This is a genomic window from Bradyrhizobium sp. CCBAU 51753 (assembly GCF_015291565.1).
GTDB lineage: Bacteria > Pseudomonadota > Alphaproteobacteria > Rhizobiales > Xanthobacteraceae > Bradyrhizobium > Bradyrhizobium ivorense.
Genome location: NZ_CP030037.1, coordinates 1,197,010 through 1,215,054, shown reverse-complemented (window position 1 = coordinate 1,215,054; position 18,045 = coordinate 1,197,010). Strand labels below are relative to the sequence as shown.

Here is an 18,045-nt window from a genome sequence, read left to right as displayed (position 1 = left end):
TGTCGTGAGGGAAGCACCGGTGGAAGGGTTCCCTCCCCCCTTGCGGGGGAGGGTTAGGGAGAGGGGTGGCCGCACGACGTGCTCTCTCGGTGCCCGTCATTGCGCGCAAAGCGACTTGTCCACCGAAGCCTTGGCGAAGGCGGAAGCAATCCATCCTTCCCAGCAAGTGGTGAGCATGGATTGCTTCGTCGCGGAGCCTGTCATCGGGCGCGCGTTCGCGCGACCCGTTGGCTCCTCGCAATGACGATCACACCTTCCCCTTCAGCGCATCGCCGATCTCATCCAGCACCTTGGGATCCTCGATCGTCGCCGGCATGGTCCAGGGTTCGCCGTCGGCGATCTTCTTGATGGTGCCGCGCAGGATTTTGCCGGAGCGGGTTTTCGGCAGCCGCGCCACCGTGATCGCGAGCTTGAAGGCGGCGACCGGGCCGAGCTTGTCGCGCACCAGCGCCACCACCTCCTTCTCGACGTCATCGGGGCGCTTGCTGACGCCCGCCTTCAGCACCAGGAAGCCGCAGGGCACCTCGCCCTTGATGTTGTCCTTGATGCCGAGCACGGCGCATTCGGCGACGTCGGGATGCGAGGCCAGAATCTCCTCCATGCCGCCGGTGGAGAGCCGGTGGCCGGCGACATTGATGATGTCGTCGGTGCGGCCCATCACCCAGACGTAGCCGTCCTGGTCGCGGTAGCCGGCATCCGACGTCTTGTAGTAGCCGGGGAATTCCGAGAGATACGCCTCCTTGAAGCGATCGTCCTGCTGCCACAGCGTCGGCAGGCAAGCCGGCGGCATCGGCAGCTTGATCACGATCGAGCCCATGGTGCCGGCCGGCACCGGCTTCGCCGATTCGTCCACCACGTCGACCTGGTAGCCCGGCATCGGCACCGTCGGCGAGCCGTGCTTGACCGGCAGCATGCCGAGGCCGACCGGATTGCCGGCGATGCACCAGCCGGTCTCGGTCTGCCACCAGTGATCGATCACGGGCACCTTGAGCTGCTGCTCCGCCCATTCCACCGTCGGCGGATCGGCGCGCTCGCCGGCGAGGAACAGGGTGCGGAAGCTCGACAGATCGTACTTGCGGATCAGCTTGCCCTCGGGGTCTTCCTTCTTGATGGCGCGGAACGCGGTCGGCGCGGTGAACAGCGCCACCGCTCTGTGCTCGCTTATCACGCGCCAGAACGCGCCGGCATCGGGCGTGCCGACCGGCTTGCCCTCATACATGATCGAGGTCGCGCCATGGATCAGCGGGCCGTAGACGATGTAGCTGTGGCCGACCACCCAGCCGATGTCGGAGCCGCACCACCAGACCTCGCCCGGCTTCACGCCATAGAGGTTGTACATCGACCATTTCAGCGCAACGAGATGCCCGCCATTGTCGCGCACCACGCCCTTCGGAACGCCCGTGGTGCCCGACGTATAAAGGATGTAGAGCGGATCGGTCGCCAGCACCGGCACGCAGGGTGCGGCCTTGCCGGCGTCGAGCGCGGTGCGGCGCAATGTCGCCCAGTCATGGTCGCGGCCCGCGGTGAGCTCGCAGCCGTGCTGCGGCCGCTGCAGGATGATGCAGGCCTCGGGCTTCGCGCCGGCAAGCCGGATCGCCTCGTCGAGCAGCGGCTTGTACTGCACGATGCGGCCGGGCTCGAGCCCGCAGCTCGCCGAGAAGATCAGTTTCGGCTTGGCGTCGTCGATCCGGCTCGCCAGCTCCTTGGCCGCAAAGCCGCCGAACACCACGCTGTGCACCGCGCCGATCCGCGCGCAGGCCAGCATCGCGACCACGGCCTCCGGCACCATCGGCATATAGAGGATAACGCGATCGCCCTTCGCCACGCCGAAATCCTGCATCACGGCGGCGAGCGCCTGCACCTCTTTCAGGAGCTCGGCATAGGTGAATTTGGTGATGGTGTTGGTCAGCGTCGAATCGTGCAGCAGCGCGACCTGGTCGGCGCGGCCACCGGCGACATGGCGATCCAGCGCGTTGTAGCAGGTGTTGACCACGGCGCCGCTGAACCAGCGGCCATAGGTCCCCACCGCTGGATCGAAGATCTGCTTCGCCGGCTCGATCCAGTCGATCTCGCGCGCCGCTTCCGCCCAAAACCCCTCGGGGTCCCGGAGCGAGCGGGCATGCACCTCATGATACCGGCCCGTCTGGATGTTCATGGCGTTCTCCCTCGCGCTGGTCGCGCGTTGTTGATCGACCATTGTCACGGGAAGCGGCGGCGTTTCAAGCCGAAATCACGGCGGCACGGGCTAGTATCCGTCGACCCCGTTGATCTGCTGCAGCCGCTCGCGCATCGCCTTCTGCAGGTCGTAGCCCGGTTTGCCGAATTCGGCATTGGGGCGGGCGATGAACTGGTCCTGCTCGCGCTGCAGCTCGCGCGCCTGGCGCGGGTTTTGCGCTTCGCGGATCGCCCGGACGTTGGAGGCGTTGACCTCGCGGTCGAGGTCGGCGAGCTCGGGATTGGCGCAGATCGCCTTCTCCACCGGCCGGCGCGCCTTGCGGCAATCGAAGCTCGGCTTGCCGGCCACCGCCATCATCGCGCCGATCCGCTCCAGCTCCAGCGACAGCGATTTGTAGTTGGCCTTGGCCGCCGCATGGTTGGGATCGAGCTTGACCGCGGCGCCGAAATCCATGATCGCCCTGCGCCGGTCGCCCTTCCGGCGCCAGAGCTCGCCGCGCGCATTGTAGGCGTCAGTGAGCGACGGATCGAACCTGAGCGCAACATCGTAGTCCGTGATTGCGCGATCGATCATCTGCTTGCGATCATACGCCGCAGCGCGCGCCATCAGCGCCCTTGCGCGATCGGACCGCTCCGCCTTCTCGTTGTCGATCAGGGAACCGCAGACCTCGATGGTCTTGTCGTCATCGCCTGAAGCGGCCGCCGCGACACAGCGGCCGGGATCGGCCTCAACGTCCTTGCCGGGCTCGCTGCTGGTCGCGCGCGCGAGATCGGCAAACAGCATGCATGACAGGCAGACGCCGAACAGCGACAGCCTCCAATTTGCAGAATTGCGTCGCATCACGATCGCCGACGAGGCGTCCCTGTCCCGCGCCTGAACCCGCCAGGCAGCCCGCCATCCGGACCGCGTAGCAATTGCCGCAAAACCACACGCTGGATTATACGTCAATTGCGACGATCGGCGCACGGGGGTTCGGCTTGCTCACATTCGAATGGATCATCGGACTGCTGCTCGCGGCCGTTGCGCTGTCGGCGCTGGCGCGGAGGCTCAAGGTGCCCTATCCGACGTTCCTTGCGATCGGCGGCATGCTGCTGGCCTTCCTGCCGTCGGGCCCGTCCTGGGCGCTGGAACCGAAACTGGCGCTGGCGCTGTTCGTGGCCCCGGTGCTGCTGGACGCCGCCTTCGATACCTCGCTGCGCGACCTGCGCAACAACTGGCTGCCGGTCACGACGCTGGTGGTGGTCGCGGTCGGCATCACCACGGTGGGGGTTGCGGTGGTCGCGCGCTGGCTGCGCCCCGATATGCCCTGGCCGGTCGCGATCGCGCTCGGCGCCATCGTCGCGCCGCCCGACGCCGCCGCGGCCACCGCGATCCTGCGCCAGGTAAAGCTGCCCTATCGGATCCAGAAGATCCTCGAGGGCGAAAGCCTGCTCAACGACGCCAGTGCGCTTCTGATCTATCGCGTCGCGGTCGGCCTGGTCGTCGCCGAGCACATGAAGGTGCGCGAATTCGTGCCGTCGCTCGCGGTGGCGCTGGCCGGCAGCCTCGCCGCCGGCTACATCTTCGCGCAGATTTGGATGATGATCACGCGCCGCATCACCGAGGCGCCGAGCGCGATCATCACGCAGTTCGGCGGCACTTTCATGGTGTGGATCGTCGCCGAGCATGTCGGGCTGTCCGGCATCCTCACCATCATCGCCTATGCGATCACCATCGCCCGCGCCGCGCCGGCCAGCACCTCGGCGCGGCTGCGCGTCTCGTCCTACACGGTGTGGGAAACCGTCGTCTTCGTGCTCAACGTGCTCGCCTTCATGCTGATCGGCATGCAGCTGGGTCCGATCTGGTCCGGGCTCGACGACGAGGTGCGGTTCAAATATTGCAGCTTTGCCGCGATCATCCTCGCCGTGGTGATCTTCATCCGGATCGCCTGGGTGATGTCCTATGGCGCGTTCCTGCGCGTCCTGAAATCGCACGACCTGCTTCCGTCATACGTGGTCGCGGCCGTGCCGTCGTCGCGGCGCAGCATCGTCGTGTCCTGGTGCGGGATGCGCGGCATCGTCACGCTGGCAGCCGCCTTCGCGCTGCCCGAGTATTTTCCGTATCGCGACCTGATCCTGCTGACGGCGTTTGCCGTGGTGCTGGGCTCGCTGGTGATCCAGGGCCTGACGCTGCGGCCGCTGATCCTGGCGCTGAAGTTCGATGACGACGACCCGGTGGCGCGCGAAGCCGCGCATGCCCGCGGCATCGCCATTCGCGCGGCGCTGGACGAGATCGATGCGGATCCGTCCGAGGAAGCCGAGATTCTCAGGCTCGAATACCGCGCCGTGCTGCTGCGCGCCGAAAACGAGCCGGATGGCGGCGTCGCCTCGGGCGAACTTCCGGCCGACCCGCTGCGCCGTCGCGCCATTGCAGCGGCGCGCCGCGCGCTGCTCAATCTGCGCCATACCGAAGCGATCGGCGACGATGCCTTCCATCTGGTCGAGGAAGAGCTCGATCGCGCCGAGCTCAGCGCCGAGGCGTGATGGGAGCGTTAGAGATGGGCGGTGCAACTCTCTCCACGCGTCGTCCCGGCGAAGCCCGGGACGACACTGTGTACCGCTGTCCGATCCGTCACCCTGAGGTGGCCGCTTCTTCAGCGGCCCTCGAAGGGTCGACGGCCCGTCTGGTGGCCGTGCATCCTTCGAGGCTCGCAAGAGCTCGCACCTCCAGCGACAAAGGCGTAGCCTTTGCGCGGGGATGACGGGTCAATAGCCAGCGCTATGGCTCGCGACGCAGTAGACCTACGCGCCCGACTTGCTGGTGATGCCGCCGTCGACCACGAGCTCGATGCCGGTGACGTATTTCGATTCGTCGGAGGCGAGGAACAGCGCAGCGTTGGCGACGTCCCAGGCGTCGCCCATATGGCCCATCGGCACCTGGGCGTCGCGGGCGCGCCACATCGCCTCGACGTCGCCCTTGGCATAGCTCTGCGCCAGCCCCGCCGAATGCGCGACCATCGGCGTCTTCATCAGTCCCGGCAGGATGGCGTTGACGCGGACGTGCCTGGAGGCGAACTCGACCGCGGTCGAGCGCGTCATCTGGTTCATCGCCGCCTTGCTGGCGTTGTAGCTGACATAGGAGATGCCGACATGGCGGATCGAGGCGATCGAGGAGATGTTGATGATCGAGCCGCCGCCCTGCTTGATCATCACGGGAATGACGTGCTTCATCGACAGGTAGGCGCTCTTGAGATTGACCGCGAACACGCGGTCCCATTCGGCCTCCGCGACCTCGACCACGCTGCCGACCTCGGCGATGCCGACATTGTTGTCGAGCACGTCGATGCGGCCGTAGGTCTTCAGGCAGGCCGCGACCATCGCCTCGACCTCGGCGGCGCGCGAGACGTCGGCGGTGAACGCGGTGGCCTTGCCGCCCTCGCCGGTGATGAGGCCGGCGGTCTCCTCGGCGGCCGCGCCGTTGCGATCGACGCAGAACACGCTGGCGCCCTCGCGCGCGAAGGTCACGGCGGTCGCCTTGCCATTGCCCCAGCCGGGCCCGATCGAGCCTGCGCCGACCACCATCGCAACCTTGCCCTTGAGCCGATCCATCGGTTGTTCTCCCCTTGTTGTTGCTTGTAGCCCGGATGAAGCGCAGCGCAATCCGGGGCCGCTGTTCCCGGATTACGCTGCGCTCCATCCGGGCTACGGATTGTCGCAAGCGCTCATCGTGGTGACATTAACACCGATCGGATGGCCGAAAATCTCCGATAGCGTCTGGCAGCGTCCCGCGTGGCACAGAAGCCATTCGCCGGCGGCGCCGGAATTGCCGAGCACGACTTCCGGCCGAGGCAGCGGCGGCGGCGACCATTGAAACCAGCCGCCGACGAGCCGCGCCTCCGGCGGCGGCTCCATGCCGGCGCCGGTGCCCTTGATGCGGGCCTGCGTCAGTTCGAGGCCGGCTGATGTGATCAGCCAATCCTCCTGCCAGGCGGTCTTCTCGATCGAATGGGTCCAGGCGAGCGTGAACGCCGCCACCGACAGCGTCTTCACCACGCCTGCGGAGGCGAGGCAGAGGCTCAAGCCGCCGCCACCGCGTTGCGCGGGCGCTGCCGCCATTGCCACAGCACGACCGCCGCCGCCAGCGTAAAGCCCGCAGTGTCCGAGAACGGGAAATCGCCGAGCAGGCACAGCGCCGCCGCGAACGCGATCGCGATCTCGATCAAAGTGAGCCGCGTGAACAGGAAGCCGATCGCGACGATGCCGAACAGCCCGATCGCCACCAGCGCCTTGAAGGTCGCCAGCGCCACCGCGCCGTAGAAGCCGAGTTGCGCCTGCATCGGGTCTCCGCTCTGCAGCATCAGCGCCGGCGAATACACGAAGATGAACGGAATGACGTAGCCGGCGAGCGCGATCCGCATCGCCTCCCAGCCGATCTTGTCCGGGTTCTCCTTGGCGATCGGCGCCGCCGCCAGCGCGGCCAGCGCCACCGGCGGCGAGAGGTCGGCCATGATGCCGTAGTAGAACGCGAACATGTGGCTCGCGATCAGCGGCACGCCGAGCTTTGCCAGCGCCGGCGCGGCGAGCGCGGCGGTGATGATGTAGGTCGGAATCGTCGGGATACCGGTGCCGAGCAGGATCGACAGCAGCATGGTCATGATCAGCGCCAGGAACAGGCTTTTCGCGCCGAGCCCGATGATCCAGCTGCCGAAGATGGTGCCGACGCCGGTCTGCGTCATCATGCCGATGATGGTGCCGACGATGGCGCAGGCCATGCCGACGGTCAGCGCCGACTTGGCGCTGTCGGCGAGCGAGTCGCGGCAGGCTTTGAGCGTGGCGCGGCCGCCGCGCGTGATCGCGGCGATCACGATCAGGCCGGCGACGACGCTGGCGACCGGAATGATCTCGAGCCCCTTGCGCGACACCGCGGCGACCACCAGCGCGAGCCCGATCCAGAACACGTAGCGGATCACGGTGTTGGAAAAGCCGAGCGTGATGCTGGCGCCGAGGATCAGCGCCACGGTGAGCGCGAGCCCCATGCTGCCGGCATAGAGCGGGGTAAAACCCTCGAACAGCATGTAGACCAGGGCTGCCAGCGGCAACACCAGGTACCAGCGCGCCACCAGCGCCTTCCAGGCGCTCGGGATTTCCGAGCGCTTCATGCCGACCAGGCCGTGCTTGCCGGCCTCCAGATGCACCATCCAGAACGCCGAGGCGAAATACAGGATCGCCGGGATCACCGCGGCCTTGACGATTTCCGAATAGGGCACGCCGAGCGTCTCCGCCATGATGAAGGCGACCGCGCCCATCACCGGCGGCATGATCTGTCCGCCCATCGAGGCGGTGGCCTCGACGCCGGCGGCGAAGGCGCGGCGATAGCCGAACTTGATCATCAGCGGAATCGTGAACTGGCCGACGGTGACGACGTTGGCGACGCCGGAGCCCGAGATCGTGCCCATCATGCCCGAGGCGAACACCGCGACCTTGGCCGGCCCGCCGCGGGTGCGGCCGAACAGCCCGAGCGAGACGTCGGTGAACAGCTGGATCATGCCGGCGCGCTCCAGGAACGAGCCGAACAGGATGAACAGGAAGATGTAGGTCGCCGAGACGTAGATCGGCACGCCGTAAAAACCTTCGGTGCCGAACGACAGATGGGTGACGATCTGGTCGAAATCATAGCCGCGATGATTGAGCGGCGACGGCAGATATTGCCCGAAGAACCAGTACAGCAGGCAGGCGCCGCACATCAGCGGCAGCGCCGCGCCCATCAGCCGCCGCGTGCCCTCGAAGATCAGCACCGCGAGCAGCGTGCCGACCGCAAGGTCGGTGGTGGTCGGATCGCCGTCGCGGGCGATCAGGTCGGCGTAGAAGATCCACTGATAGAGCCCGCAGAGGAAGCCGGCGGCGCCGACGATCCAGCTCACCGCGCGGCCGAAATCGGTCTTGGCGGTGAAATTGCCGATCAGGCCGAAGGTCAGGAGGATCAGGAAGCCGACATGGACGCCGCGCACCACCTGGCTCGGCAGGTAGTTGAAGGCCGCGACATAGAGCTGGAATACCGCGAAGGCGAGGCCGACCGCATAGGCCAGATAGCCCCAGCCGCCAGGGCCAAACCCTTCCGGAAAGCCATGCTCGAAATTGTCGAATTCGACCTTGACGGGCTCGGCGCCCTCAAGCTGCTGCTGCATTGAATCAGTCCCCCGCCGTGCGTCCCCTGCACGTCATGCGCGGGCTTGACCCGCGCATCCATCGAAAAATAGGCTCTTTAGAAAGATGGATGGCCGGGTCAAGCCCGGCCATGACACCCTCGAAGCGTAACAGCCTTACTTGATCAGGCCCTTTTCCTTGTAATAGCGGATCGCGCCCGGGTGCAACGGCACCGGGCTGCCGGTCGCGGCGGCCTCGAGCTTGATCTCCTTGCCGGCGGCATGGGCGTTGGCGAGCTCGGGCAGCGAATCATAGACCAGCTTGGTCATCTGATAGGCCAGCTCATCCGACACCGCGCTGGAGGTGACGAGATAGTTCACCACCGCAGCGGTCTGCACGTCCTTGTCCTGGCCGGTATAGGTGTTGGCCGGGATGACGACGGAGACGAAGGGCGGGCCGATCTTGTCGACGGTTTCCTTCGGCACCGCGACCACGGTGATGTCGGTCGAGGTCGAGAGGTCCTTCAGCGAGGCGACGCCGAGGCCAGCGGACTGCAGCGTGGCGTTGAGCTGGCGGTTCTTCATCAGGTCGACCGACTCGGCGAACGGCAGATATTCGACCTTGCCGAGGTCCTTGTAGCTCATGCCGGCGGCCGCAAGGATGGCGCGCGAGTTCAGCTCGGTGCCGGACTTCGGCGCGCCGACCGACAGGCTCTTGCCCTTCAGATCGGCCAGCGTCTTGATGCCGCTTTCGGCGGTGGCGACGATCTGGATGTAGTTCGGGTAGATCGCGCCGATGGTGCGCAGCTTGTCGAGCTTGGTCTTGAAGCCGGCTTCGGCATCGCCCTCCCAGGCCGCCTTCAGCGAATCGCCGAGCGTGAAGGCGATCTCGCCGCGGCCCTGCTGCAGCAGCACCAGGTTCTCGACCGAGGCCTTGGTGGCCTGCACCTGGGTCTTCACGCCAGGGATCTTGTCGCCGTAGATTTTCCCCATCGCGACGCCGAGCGGATAGTAGACGCCGGAGGTTCCGCCAGTCAGCACGTTAATGAACTGCTCGGCCCGCGCGACAGGCGCGGCGAGCACGCTGGCTGCCACGGTCGCGGCCGCCACCAACTTCCAATTCATGAGTATTATTCTCCCCTTAAGCCGGGCGGACGTTGGCCTTGTGTCCCCGCCGGGTCAAGCCATCCAAACGACGCATGCCGGGCAAAATTCGGTATGCCAGCACTGCTTTCGGAAGATGCCGGGAACTCTCCGCCTGCCGCGCGGGTTGAGAGGCGCAACCTGCCAGCGAGGTATGATTTGCAGCCGTCCGGGCCGACCGTGGGGCGCGCGCTCGATGCGCTGAACTTCTTCCTCGCCGATGTGCGCGACGGGCTCGGCCCCTATCTCGCGATCTACCTGCTGACCGAGCGCGGAGACATTGCGACGGCCGCGACCTCTCGCTCTGCCGTATCGACGCGGCGAACCAGCTTGCGCGGCTCGTCGCCCGATCAAGTCGCGATCGCTGGCCACGCGTTGCGCGCGCCGTGATTCGGGACGCGCGACACGATCTGCTGTTCAGCAATGGTGCAGATTCGCGCCTGTAGCGGCGCATCAACACAGGCATTAACGCGGTCTCGCGATGACACACGACAACGGTGCATTCCGGCTGCGATCATGAAGTGGCGATGAAGGTCGGATGACGCCTTTATTGCAGGCGACATGGCGCTCTCGCGGTGTCGTTCGATCGCAATTTAATTCGAATTGTCGGCTTTAAGGTTAGCGAAGCAACGCTTGTATAACCCTGAAATTTCCATGATTGCCGCCACCCCGTAGTTGTACGACTTGCGCCGGGGTAATTCCAAAAAAAGGCGGGGCATGAATCACGTCAGTCACATCGGACACGCACGGGCCGGTTGGTTCGGGCATCGCAAGCTGACTCCGCGCGCATGCATTGCGGACAGCAAAAAGCACCTTCGCACCTTCCTGGCGGAGGCGCTGGAAGACCTCGGTTTCATCACCAGCGACTGCGCTCAGGCCGCCGAGCTTGACACCGTGCTGGACGCGGAACGGCCGGATCTTTTGGTGCTCGGCGTGTCCGTGGACGGCATCGAAGTCAGTAAAATTCTCGAGACTTTGGTGAGAAAGGACTATGGCGGCAAGGTCCTGGTGATCGGTCAACCGGACTCGATCATCGTCAAGGCCGTCCGCCAGATCGGCGACGAGTACGGGATCGCCATGCTGCCGGCGCTCTCGACGCCGTTCAGCGCCGGAACGCTGCGCGACAGCCTGGCCTCGCTGATGCCGGTCGAGCCGGCGCCGAGTCCGGCCGTGGACGTGCCCGAAGCGCTCAAGGCCGGCTGGCTCGAACTCTGGTACCAGCAGAAGATCCAGCTCAGAACCCTGGCGCCGAGCGGCGCGGAGGCGCTGATAAGGATGCGCCATCCCGCCTGGGGCGTGGTTCCGCCGGCCTACTTCATTCCCGATGACGGCGACCCGCATTTCAATGCCCTGTCGCACTTCGTGATCGAGCGCGCGATCGAGGACTGGCGCTATCTGGTGGAACAGATCGGCCCGGTCAACCTCTCGATCAACCTGCCGGTCTCGTTTCTCGCCGACGACGATGCGGTGCGCGAGCTGTGCCGGCGGATGCCGGATCATCCGGCATTCGCGGGCCTTCTGATCGAGATCGACAGCGGCGAGGTGATCGACAACCTCGATCTTGCGATCGACGTCGCAAGGCGGGTGCGGCTGCACAACATCGCGATCTCGATCGACAATGTCGGCGCCAACTGGCCGTCGCTGCTGGGGCTGGATAGCTTCCCCTTCGTCGAGGTGAAGGTCGATCACCAGTTCGTCACCGGCTGCGCCGACCAGCGCCTCAAGCAGACGGTGTGCCGCCGGATCGTCGAGCTCGCCCACGACAACGGCGCGCTGGTGGTCGCGCAGGGCGTCGAGACGCGCTCGGATTTCCTTGCCGCGCACGAGATGGATTTCGACCTGGTCCAGGGCTACCTGTTCGGCAAGCCGATGGGCGTCAAGAAGTTCGCGCGGTCGCGGGTCTCGCTGGCATCAGGCCCGCAGCCCGATTCGTAACGGGCTGCGCGCCGGTCAGGCGTCACTGAAACGTCATGTCGAGGCACTTGGAGATGTCGGAGCCGAGGCCGGACGAGATGGTGATGCAGCCGCGGATCTTCTGGGTGGTGTTGTCGCTCGCCCAGATCGCATAGCCGCCGGGACCGAAGAACGAGTTGGTGTTCGGCGGCTCGGTCTCGGTGGCGTCGAACGAATAATTGCCGTCGGTGTCGAAGATCCGCGGCTTCTTGGTGCAGCCGCCGTCGGCCTGGACGTTGATGACCTCCTTGTTGTCCCGCGTCAGCGCCAGCGAGACCTGGCAGCGGAAGTATTCCGAGGTCTTGGCGTTGAACAGATACGCATAGGAGCGGCAGGTGGCGGTGTTGAGCTTACCGGCCGACAGGCCGCGGCTGCAGGAAATCCGCTGGTTGTTGGACAGCTTGAACTCGTCGGCTTGCGCGACCGAAGCCAGCGTCATGAACGACAGAGCGACACCGAAACCGATCTTCATGACGTGATGCATCCTGACCATCCCCAACCTGTGTTTCTGGCAATCAACGCGTTTGTAAACGGTAACGCGAAGATAGTCGCCAAGCTTGCGGCGGGAAATCACAAAGTCGCGGAGGGTGTGAGCGACCGCGCACCTTTGTCGTATTGACGACGCAACAGCGTTCGTGATTTGTTCAGAAACGATGGGGACAACACGCATTTTTCAGCCGTGAGGTGGATCATGACACGTATTTCAACCAAGACCTTTTTGACAATCGCTGCCCTTGCCACGCTGACCGCGCCCGCCTTCGCGCAGAGCGCCACGCCGTGGGAGCTGAAGCCCGACATGGGCTACGCCTATGACAAGGAGGGCAAGACCTGGTCCTACAAGATGGGCACCAACAATGCCGGCACGCTGCTGAAGGGCGCCAAGAAGGTGCCGCGGGGCACGCTGTTCTTCATCGGCCAGAACGGCCAGCTCTATATGCGCTCCGGCCCCTATCTCGAGGGTGACGGCAAGTTCATGTTCGGTTCGAACTAACCCCTTCCCTCTCCCGCCAAAGCATGATCCGGACCCGAAGGGCCGCGTTAGCGCAAAGTGCGAAGCGGTGGAGCGCGATGAGATTAGGTTGAGCTGGCGCAGCATGGAAAGTTCACCTCTCCCTTGGGAGAGGTCGGCGCGCAGCGCCGGGTGAGGGGTTACGCTCCCTCGTTAGTGCTGCAGCCCCTCACCCGATTTGCTGCGCAAATCGACCTCTCCCCGCCGGGGAGAGGTGGACCGAACCCGCGGTCAAACCGATTCAACGTAACCACATCGCGCTCTGGGCGTCAGAACGCCGTGGCGAGCTCTCTCGCACCGGGCTTGTTGCTGTTGAAGTCCATCCGCTCGTTGGTGACCGCGAGCAGCTTCGCCACCGTGTTGTGGCGGATCGCGACCGGATTGCGCTCATAGCCGGAGCGCTGGAAGAAGTTCGCGGTCGGCACCTGCTCGCGCATTGCCTGCGGCATGGTCACCATGTCGAGCCCGGTGCCGTCGCCGGTCAGGTTCATCATCTCGAGTTCGGCCGCGGTGAGCGGCCGGCCGTAGCCCTTGTTGCGGGCGAAGATCACCGAGGTCAGCAGCTTGTGGGTCTGCAGCATCGGGCCGACGTCGATGTCGAGCACCATGGCGTGCATGGCCCAGCCCTGCGGCGTGTTGCCGATCTTCTCGTGCTCCGACCAGGTGTCGGGCACCGCCTTGGCCTGCGCCACCATGCGTTTCAGCACCGCCAGCTTGTGCTCGAGCGATTTGCGTGGCGGCCCCGAGGTCTGGGCGACCTTTTCGGCGAGTGCGCGAACCAGTTCGTGGCCCTGCTCGGCGAGCAGCTCGACGCTGTTGGTGGTCAGCAGCTGATTGTAGCCGATCGCGGTCGAGATCGCGCGCTTGCCGCCATGCTCGATGCCCGATTGCACGTCGTAACTGCCGGTGCCGCCGGTCTCGAACGAATAGACCCGCACCGCCTGCTCGCGCGTCAGGCCTGACGCGAGCGCGTAGCGCGCATAGGCGCGCTTGAACTCGATCTCGTTGGCGGGGCGCTGCGGCGTGAACTGATAGAGTTCCTGCGCCGCGGCGACGAAATCGGCGACCACGGGAATCGGCCTTTTCTCGGGGCGTTCCGGCGTCTCCTCCGGCTCCGGATTCACCGGCCGCTTCGGACCCGTGTAGAGCGGCGGGTGCTCCAGCACGTAATCGTCGAGCGTGATCTGAATGCGCTCGCGGCGCTTGGCATTGCGGCCGCGCCGCTTCTCGGAGATCGCGTTCCAGTAGGCGCTCGCCTCCTGATCGAACGCGGCCCGGGCTTCCAGATATTCCTTCAGCTTGCGGCGATATTCCGCGATCGCCTGCGGTGACGCCCCCTGCGCCATCGCGCCCGCGACGGACGGCGGCAGTTCCGCGGCCACGACCTGCGGCGCACCCGCGGTCAGCGCGAGCGCGAAAAATCCTGAACAGAGGCGAATCAATTGCGGGCGCATCGCCCCCTTGTAGCAAGCGCAGCCGCGAAGTCAGCCCGGAATTGGGCGGCCCGAGAGCGGCGGGATGCCGCGATGCGGCCGCGAATATCCGTAAGGATGCGGTGTTCTGTGACACGAGCGATCCCCGCACGGATGGAGGCGCCGATGAGAATGACGATCTGGCTCGCCGCCGCGACCTTGCTGACGCTCGCGGCGCCGGCGCGCGCCGAGCGTCCGGATTGCGCCACTTTTCCGGATACGCGCTCGCGCCTCACCTGTTACGACAACGTGTCGCGGGCGCCGCCGGAACCCGAGGCGAAGGCAGCCACCGTGCCGCCGAAGGCCGTGCGGGCGCAGCGGCGCAAGCCGCACGCCCAGTGATGTTCACTCCTGCTCGACGCCGCTCGCCTTGACCAGCTGCGCCCACTTCTTCTCATCCTTGTCGATGAAATCGGCATAGTCCTCCGGCGTGCCGGGCGTGATGTCGGTGCCGTCATTGCCGAGCTGCCGCTTCACCTCCTCCGAGGTCAGCGCGGCGTGCAGCGCCTTGTTGAGCTTGTCGATCACCGGCCGCGGCGTCCCTGCCGGCGCGACCAGGCCGTAATAAAGCGAGGCGTCAAAACCCGGCAGCCCCGCTTCCGCGATCGTCGGCACATCAGGCAGCAGGCCGGAGCGTGCCGAACTGGTCACCGCGAGCGCGCGCAGCTTGCCCGCCGCGACATTGGTGTGCGACGCCGGGATCGGCGCGAACGCCATCGGGATGTGGCCGCCGAGCAGATCGGTCAGCGCCGGGCCCGTGCCCTTGTAGGGGATGTGCACCAGCGTGATGCCGGCGGCGCGCGCGAAATATTCGCCGGTGATGTGGCTCGCAGTGCCGGCGCCGGCCGAGCCGAAATTGACCTTGCCCGGATTGGCCTTGGCATAGGTGATCAGCTCGGCCACCGACTTGGCCGGAAAGGACGGATGCACCACCAGCGAGTTCGGCGCGTTGCCGATCATGCCGATCGGCGCAAAATCCTTGCGCGGGTCGTAGCCGGCATTCTTGTAGAGCGACGGCCCGATCGCCAGCGTGCCGGTGTAGCCGAGCAGCAGCGTGTAGCCGTCGGGGTCGCTCTTGGCCACCGCCTTGGTACCGACGGTGCCGCCGGCGCCCGGACGGTTGTCGACCACGACCTTCTCGCCGAGCAATTCGCCCATCTTCTCGGCGACGCCGCGGCCGACGATCGAGGTGCTGCCGCCCGGCGCGAACGGAATCACCAGCGTGATCGGCCGCACCGGATAGTTTTGCGCCTGTGCCGCGTGCGACAGCGCGGTGAAGGCGAGCGCGGCAACAGCGACGATCAATTTTTTCATTATGTTTTTCCTCCCTATTTCCAGGCGAACACCGGCTGCTCCAGATCGGCGACGCGGGTGTTGCGCCCGGCCAGCACTTCACGAAATTGATAGATCAATGCGGCCGTGGGCGCATGGATATGCGACCCGCCGAGCCGGAAACGAATGACGCGCCGCGTGCTCTCGGGGATCGTGACGAACGTAAAGACGTCGTCAGCCTCGATCGCATCGAGGCCGATGCGATGCACCGAGGCAACCTCGTCCGGGTTCGGGGTGATCGCGGCACGCGCGCCGGCCCAGACCACGACCGGTGTGATCAGGTAGCCCGAGCGCGTCGGATAGTCGTCGAGCATGCCGAGCACGTCACGCTCGCCGAGCGCCATTCCGAGCTCCTCGTGCAATTCGCGCAGCGCCGACTGGACCTGGGTCTCGCCGGCATCGCAGCGGCCGCCGGGCAGCGCCCATTGCGCGCGGTGCGAGCGCAGGCTGGCGCTGCGGCGGGTCAAGAGGAGCGCCGTGCCTATGCCATCATCGGCTTCGGTCAGCGCGATCGCGACCGCGGCGCGCTTCAGCATCGGTCCGGCATCCGCCGGCGCCAGGCGCGTGAACGCGGCGCAGAGCTCTGCGATATTCCGCCGGGTGGCATCGTCAAATGAGCGGGCCATTGACCTTGACTACAACACTGCAGCGTTTGATGAAATGACTGCCAACACATGCCTCCTGCGATCGATCATTGACCATGGACCAACTCATGCCGGCGGACAAACTGGCCGCGAACAAGCTCAAGGCCGACGGCTGGAAGATCGCCGAAACCACCGGCTTCCTGTCGCTGATCGGCCCGCTGTGGGAGCGGCTGAAGGACGGTTCGCTCGAGCTCGCGCTGATCACCGAGGACAAGCACCACAACCGCCGCGGCCTGGTGCAGGGCGGCGTGATCATGACCTTTGCCGATCGCGCCTGCGGCATGGCCGCGCGTTTCGTCTCGGGCAAGCCGACGCTCGCGACGGTGCAGCTCGACACCCATTTCGTCGAGGCCGGCAAGATCGGCGAGATCCTCACAACCCGCCCGCGCGTAGTGCGCTCGACCCGCAGCCTGATCTTCATCACCACCGAAGTCACGGTCGAGAAGCGCTGCATCGCGATGGCCAATGGCGTGTTCAAGATTTTGAAGACTGAGAGCTAGGGAGTTTGCCCATGCAATACCGTCAGCTCGGCCGCAGCGGCCTGAAGATATCGCCGATCTGCATCGGCAGCATGATGTTCGGCGGGCCCACCGACGAGGCGACGTCGGGCCGGATCATCGCCAAAGCGCGCGAGGCCGGCATCAATTTCATCGACAGCGCCGACGCCTATAATGGCGGCAAGTCCGAGGAAGTGGTCGGACGCGCGATTTCCAACCAGCGCGCGAACTGGGTGCTGGCGACCAAACTCGCCAACCCGATCGGCGACGATCCCAACCATGGCGGGCTGTCGCGGCGCTGGGTGTTCCAGGCTTGCGATGCCAGCCTGCAGCGGCTCGGCACCGATGTCATCGACATCTACTATCTGCACAAGGAAGACCACACGACGCCGCTCGACGAGACGGTGCGCGCGATCGGCGACCTGATCCGATCAGGCAAGGTGCGCTATTTCGGCGTCTCCAACTACCGCGCCTGGCGCGTCGCCGAGATCTGCAACATCTGCGACCGGCTCGGCATCGACCGCCCGATCGCCAGCCAGCCCTATTACAACGCGATGAACCGGATGCCCGAGGTCGAGCATTTTCCGGCCTGCAATTTCTATGGCCTCGGCATCGTGCCCTACAGCCCGCTGGCGCGCGGCGTCTTGACCGGCAAATACGCGCCCGATGCGGCGCCGCCCGCCGACACCCGCGCGGGGCGCAACGACAAGCGCATGATGCAGACCGAGTGGCGGCCGGAGTCGCTGCAGCTCGCGCAGGAGATCAAGCGTCATGCGGAAGCCCGCGGCATCACCGCCGGGCAGTTCGCGGTGTCGTGGGTGCTGAACTCGTCGTTCGTCAGCGCCGTGATCGCCGGCCCGCGCACCGAGGCGCAGTGGGACGACTACATCAGCGCGCTCGACTACCGCTTCACCGCGGAGGACGAGGCGCTGATCGACCGCCTGGTCGTCACCGGCCATCCCTCGACGCCGGGCTTCAACGATCCCGCGTATCCGATCGAAGGCCGCCGGGCGCGGACGGAGTAATCGCAGCGGCGCCGGGATTGAGTTGGAGCCGCGCTCCATCCACCGTCATTGCGAGGAGCGCTTGCGACGAAGCAATCCATAGCACCGCATATGCGGATCGATGGATTGCTTCGCTTCGCTCGCAATGACGGAGACAGAGGGCCGCGGACGGAGCAGGCGTAGCGGCGGCGGGAGTTTGGGTTTGGAGCCGCGCTCCATCCACCGTCATTGCGAGGAGCGCTTGCGACGAAGCAATCCATAGCACCGCATATGCGGATCGATGGATTGCTTCGCGGAGCCTGTCATCGGGCGGCGCTTCGCGCCGACCCGTTGGCTCGCAATGACGGGGACAGACGGCCGCTTCAATCACTCGGCAACGCCGAAGCTACGTTTCGCGCCTTCCGAATTGCGCACGACGCCCGCCGGCTGCACCATCGCGGCATGACAATGCTGATGCTGGTGCTGCAATGTCGGCGACCAATGTGCTGGACTGGGTGGTGGCGCTGTTCGTCTGCTGGGCGAGCCTGACCGCCATCGTGCAATCGCCGCACGAGACGCCGCAGTGCGCCGCCCCGTACACGACCGGCAGCGCGGTGCGGACCATCCCGCCGACTCCGGCCAAAGCCGAGATCGAGGCGATGATCCGGGACATGAAACTGCACGATTGAGGAGAGGCGGCAGCGCGCGAAAGCCT

General features: G+C 65.8%; 17 protein-coding genes and 1 pseudogene. 8 read left to right on the top strand and 10 right to left on the bottom strand.

All coding sequences use genetic code 11. The annotated features are described in order from the left end of the window. Positions 1 to 247: 247 nt before the first annotated feature. On the bottom strand, positions 248 to 2,155 hold the full coding sequence (locus XH93_RS05500) for a propionyl-CoA synthetase (RefSeq protein WP_194472735.1): 1,908 nt from the start codon (positions 2,153 to 2,155) through the stop codon (positions 248 to 250). A 90-nt stretch (positions 2,156 to 2,245) separates the two neighbouring features. After that, positions 2,246 to 3,016 (bottom strand): hypothetical protein, encoded by a 771-nt coding sequence (locus tag XH93_RS05495; RefSeq protein ID WP_194472734.1) that lies wholly within the window; start codon positions 3,014 to 3,016, stop codon positions 2,246 to 2,248. 137 nt (positions 3,017 to 3,153) lie between these two features. Here XH93_RS05495 and XH93_RS05490 point away from each other — a divergent pair, with 137 nt between their 5' ends. Next, complete coding sequence (locus XH93_RS05490) at positions 3,154 to 4,698, top strand: sodium:proton antiporter (protein ID WP_194472733.1); 1,545 nt, start codon at positions 3,154 to 3,156, stop codon at positions 4,696 to 4,698. 258 nt (positions 4,699 to 4,956) lie between these two features. On the opposite strand, the gene XH93_RS05485 is transcribed toward XH93_RS05490, so the two are convergent. The 4 genes from XH93_RS05485 to XH93_RS05470 form a co-directional block, all read right to left on the bottom strand. After that, a complete protein-coding gene (locus XH93_RS05485; RefSeq protein WP_194472732.1) occupies positions 4,957 to 5,763 on the bottom strand; it encodes an SDR family NAD(P)-dependent oxidoreductase in 807 nt (268 codons plus the stop codon). A gap of 93 nt (positions 5,764 to 5,856) precedes the next feature. Continuing rightward, positions 5,857 to 6,270 carry a DUF1850 domain-containing protein gene (locus XH93_RS05480; RefSeq protein WP_194472731.1) on the bottom strand — a complete coding sequence of 138 codons (414 nt, stop codon included), beginning with the start codon at positions 6,268 to 6,270 and terminating at the stop codon, positions 5,857 to 5,859. Beyond that, positions 6,231 to 8,339, bottom strand: a complete 2,109-nt coding sequence (locus XH93_RS05475; RefSeq protein ID WP_194472730.1) for a TRAP transporter permease — start codon at positions 8,337 to 8,339, stop codon at positions 6,231 to 6,233. Before XH93_RS05475 ends, XH93_RS05480 begins: the two co-directional genes overlap by 40 nt. Before the next feature lie 135 nt (positions 8,340 to 8,474). Continuing rightward, positions 8,475 to 9,422, bottom strand: coding sequence for a TAXI family TRAP transporter solute-binding subunit (locus XH93_RS05470; RefSeq protein ID WP_194472729.1), 948 nt, complete (start codon positions 9,420 to 9,422; stop codon positions 8,475 to 8,477). Positions 9,423 to 9,515: 93 nt separating this feature from the next. On the opposite strand from XH93_RS05470, the pseudogene XH93_RS42005 reads away from it, so the two are divergent. Both XH93_RS42005 and XH93_RS05460 read left to right on the top strand, forming a co-directional pair. Beyond that, a pseudogene (locus XH93_RS42005) lies at positions 9,516 to 9,713 on the top strand (hypothetical protein); the annotation flags it as partial. Positions 9,714 to 10,157: 444 nt separating this feature from the next. Next, entirely contained in the window at positions 10,158 to 11,375 is a 1,218-nt protein-coding gene (locus tag XH93_RS05460; protein WP_194472728.1) for an EAL domain-containing protein, read from the top strand. A 22-nt stretch (positions 11,376 to 11,397) separates the two neighbouring features. Here the strand turns inward: XH93_RS05460 and XH93_RS05455 are convergent, their stop codons facing one another. Continuing rightward, complete coding sequence (locus tag XH93_RS05455; RefSeq protein WP_139486926.1) at positions 11,398 to 11,877, bottom strand: hypothetical protein; 480 nt, start codon at positions 11,875 to 11,877, stop codon at positions 11,398 to 11,400. 207 nt (positions 11,878 to 12,084) lie between these two features. Between XH93_RS05455 and XH93_RS05450 the strand changes: the two genes are divergently transcribed. Continuing rightward, a complete protein-coding gene (locus tag XH93_RS05450; RefSeq protein ID WP_139486925.1) occupies positions 12,085 to 12,384 on the top strand; it encodes a hypothetical protein in 300 nt (99 codons plus the stop codon). Positions 12,385 to 12,671: 287 nt separating this feature from the next. Here the strand turns inward: XH93_RS05450 and XH93_RS05445 are convergent, their stop codons facing one another. After that, positions 12,672 to 13,856 (bottom strand): hypothetical protein, encoded by a 1,185-nt coding sequence (locus tag XH93_RS05445; protein ID WP_194472727.1) that lies wholly within the window; start codon positions 13,854 to 13,856, stop codon positions 12,672 to 12,674. A 144-nt stretch (positions 13,857 to 14,000) separates the two neighbouring features. Here XH93_RS05445 and XH93_RS42000 point away from each other — a divergent pair, with 144 nt between their 5' ends. Then, entirely contained in the window at positions 14,001 to 14,216 is a 216-nt protein-coding gene (locus XH93_RS42000; protein ID WP_246799489.1) for a hypothetical protein, read from the top strand. Between the two features lie 3 nt (positions 14,217 to 14,219). On the opposite strand, the gene XH93_RS05435 is transcribed toward XH93_RS42000, so the two are convergent. Then, complete coding sequence (locus XH93_RS05435) at positions 14,220 to 15,188, bottom strand: tripartite tricarboxylate transporter substrate binding protein (RefSeq protein WP_210340443.1); 969 nt, start codon at positions 15,186 to 15,188, stop codon at positions 14,220 to 14,222. Positions 15,189 to 15,202: 14 nt separating this feature from the next. Beyond that, the gene (locus tag XH93_RS05430) at positions 15,203 to 15,832 is read right to left on the bottom strand and encodes a CoA pyrophosphatase (RefSeq protein WP_194472726.1); all 630 of its coding nucleotides are present in this window, start codon (positions 15,830 to 15,832) and stop codon (positions 15,203 to 15,205) included. An 86-nt stretch (positions 15,833 to 15,918) separates the two neighbouring features. Here XH93_RS05430 and XH93_RS05425 point away from each other — a divergent pair, with 86 nt between their 5' ends. From XH93_RS05425 to XH93_RS05415, 3 genes are all read left to right on the top strand, one after another. Further along, complete coding sequence (locus XH93_RS05425; RefSeq protein WP_139486952.1) at positions 15,919 to 16,350, top strand: PaaI family thioesterase; 432 nt, start codon at positions 15,919 to 15,921, stop codon at positions 16,348 to 16,350. 11 nt (positions 16,351 to 16,361) lie between these two features. After that, positions 16,362 to 17,372 (top strand): aldo/keto reductase, encoded by a 1,011-nt coding sequence (locus XH93_RS05420; RefSeq protein ID WP_194472725.1) that lies wholly within the window; start codon positions 16,362 to 16,364, stop codon positions 17,370 to 17,372. Positions 17,373 to 17,818: 446 nt separating this feature from the next. Further along, a complete protein-coding gene (locus XH93_RS05415) occupies positions 17,819 to 18,019 on the top strand; it encodes a hypothetical protein (RefSeq protein ID WP_194472724.1) in 201 nt (66 codons plus the stop codon). Positions 18,020 to 18,045: the final 26 nt, after the last annotated feature.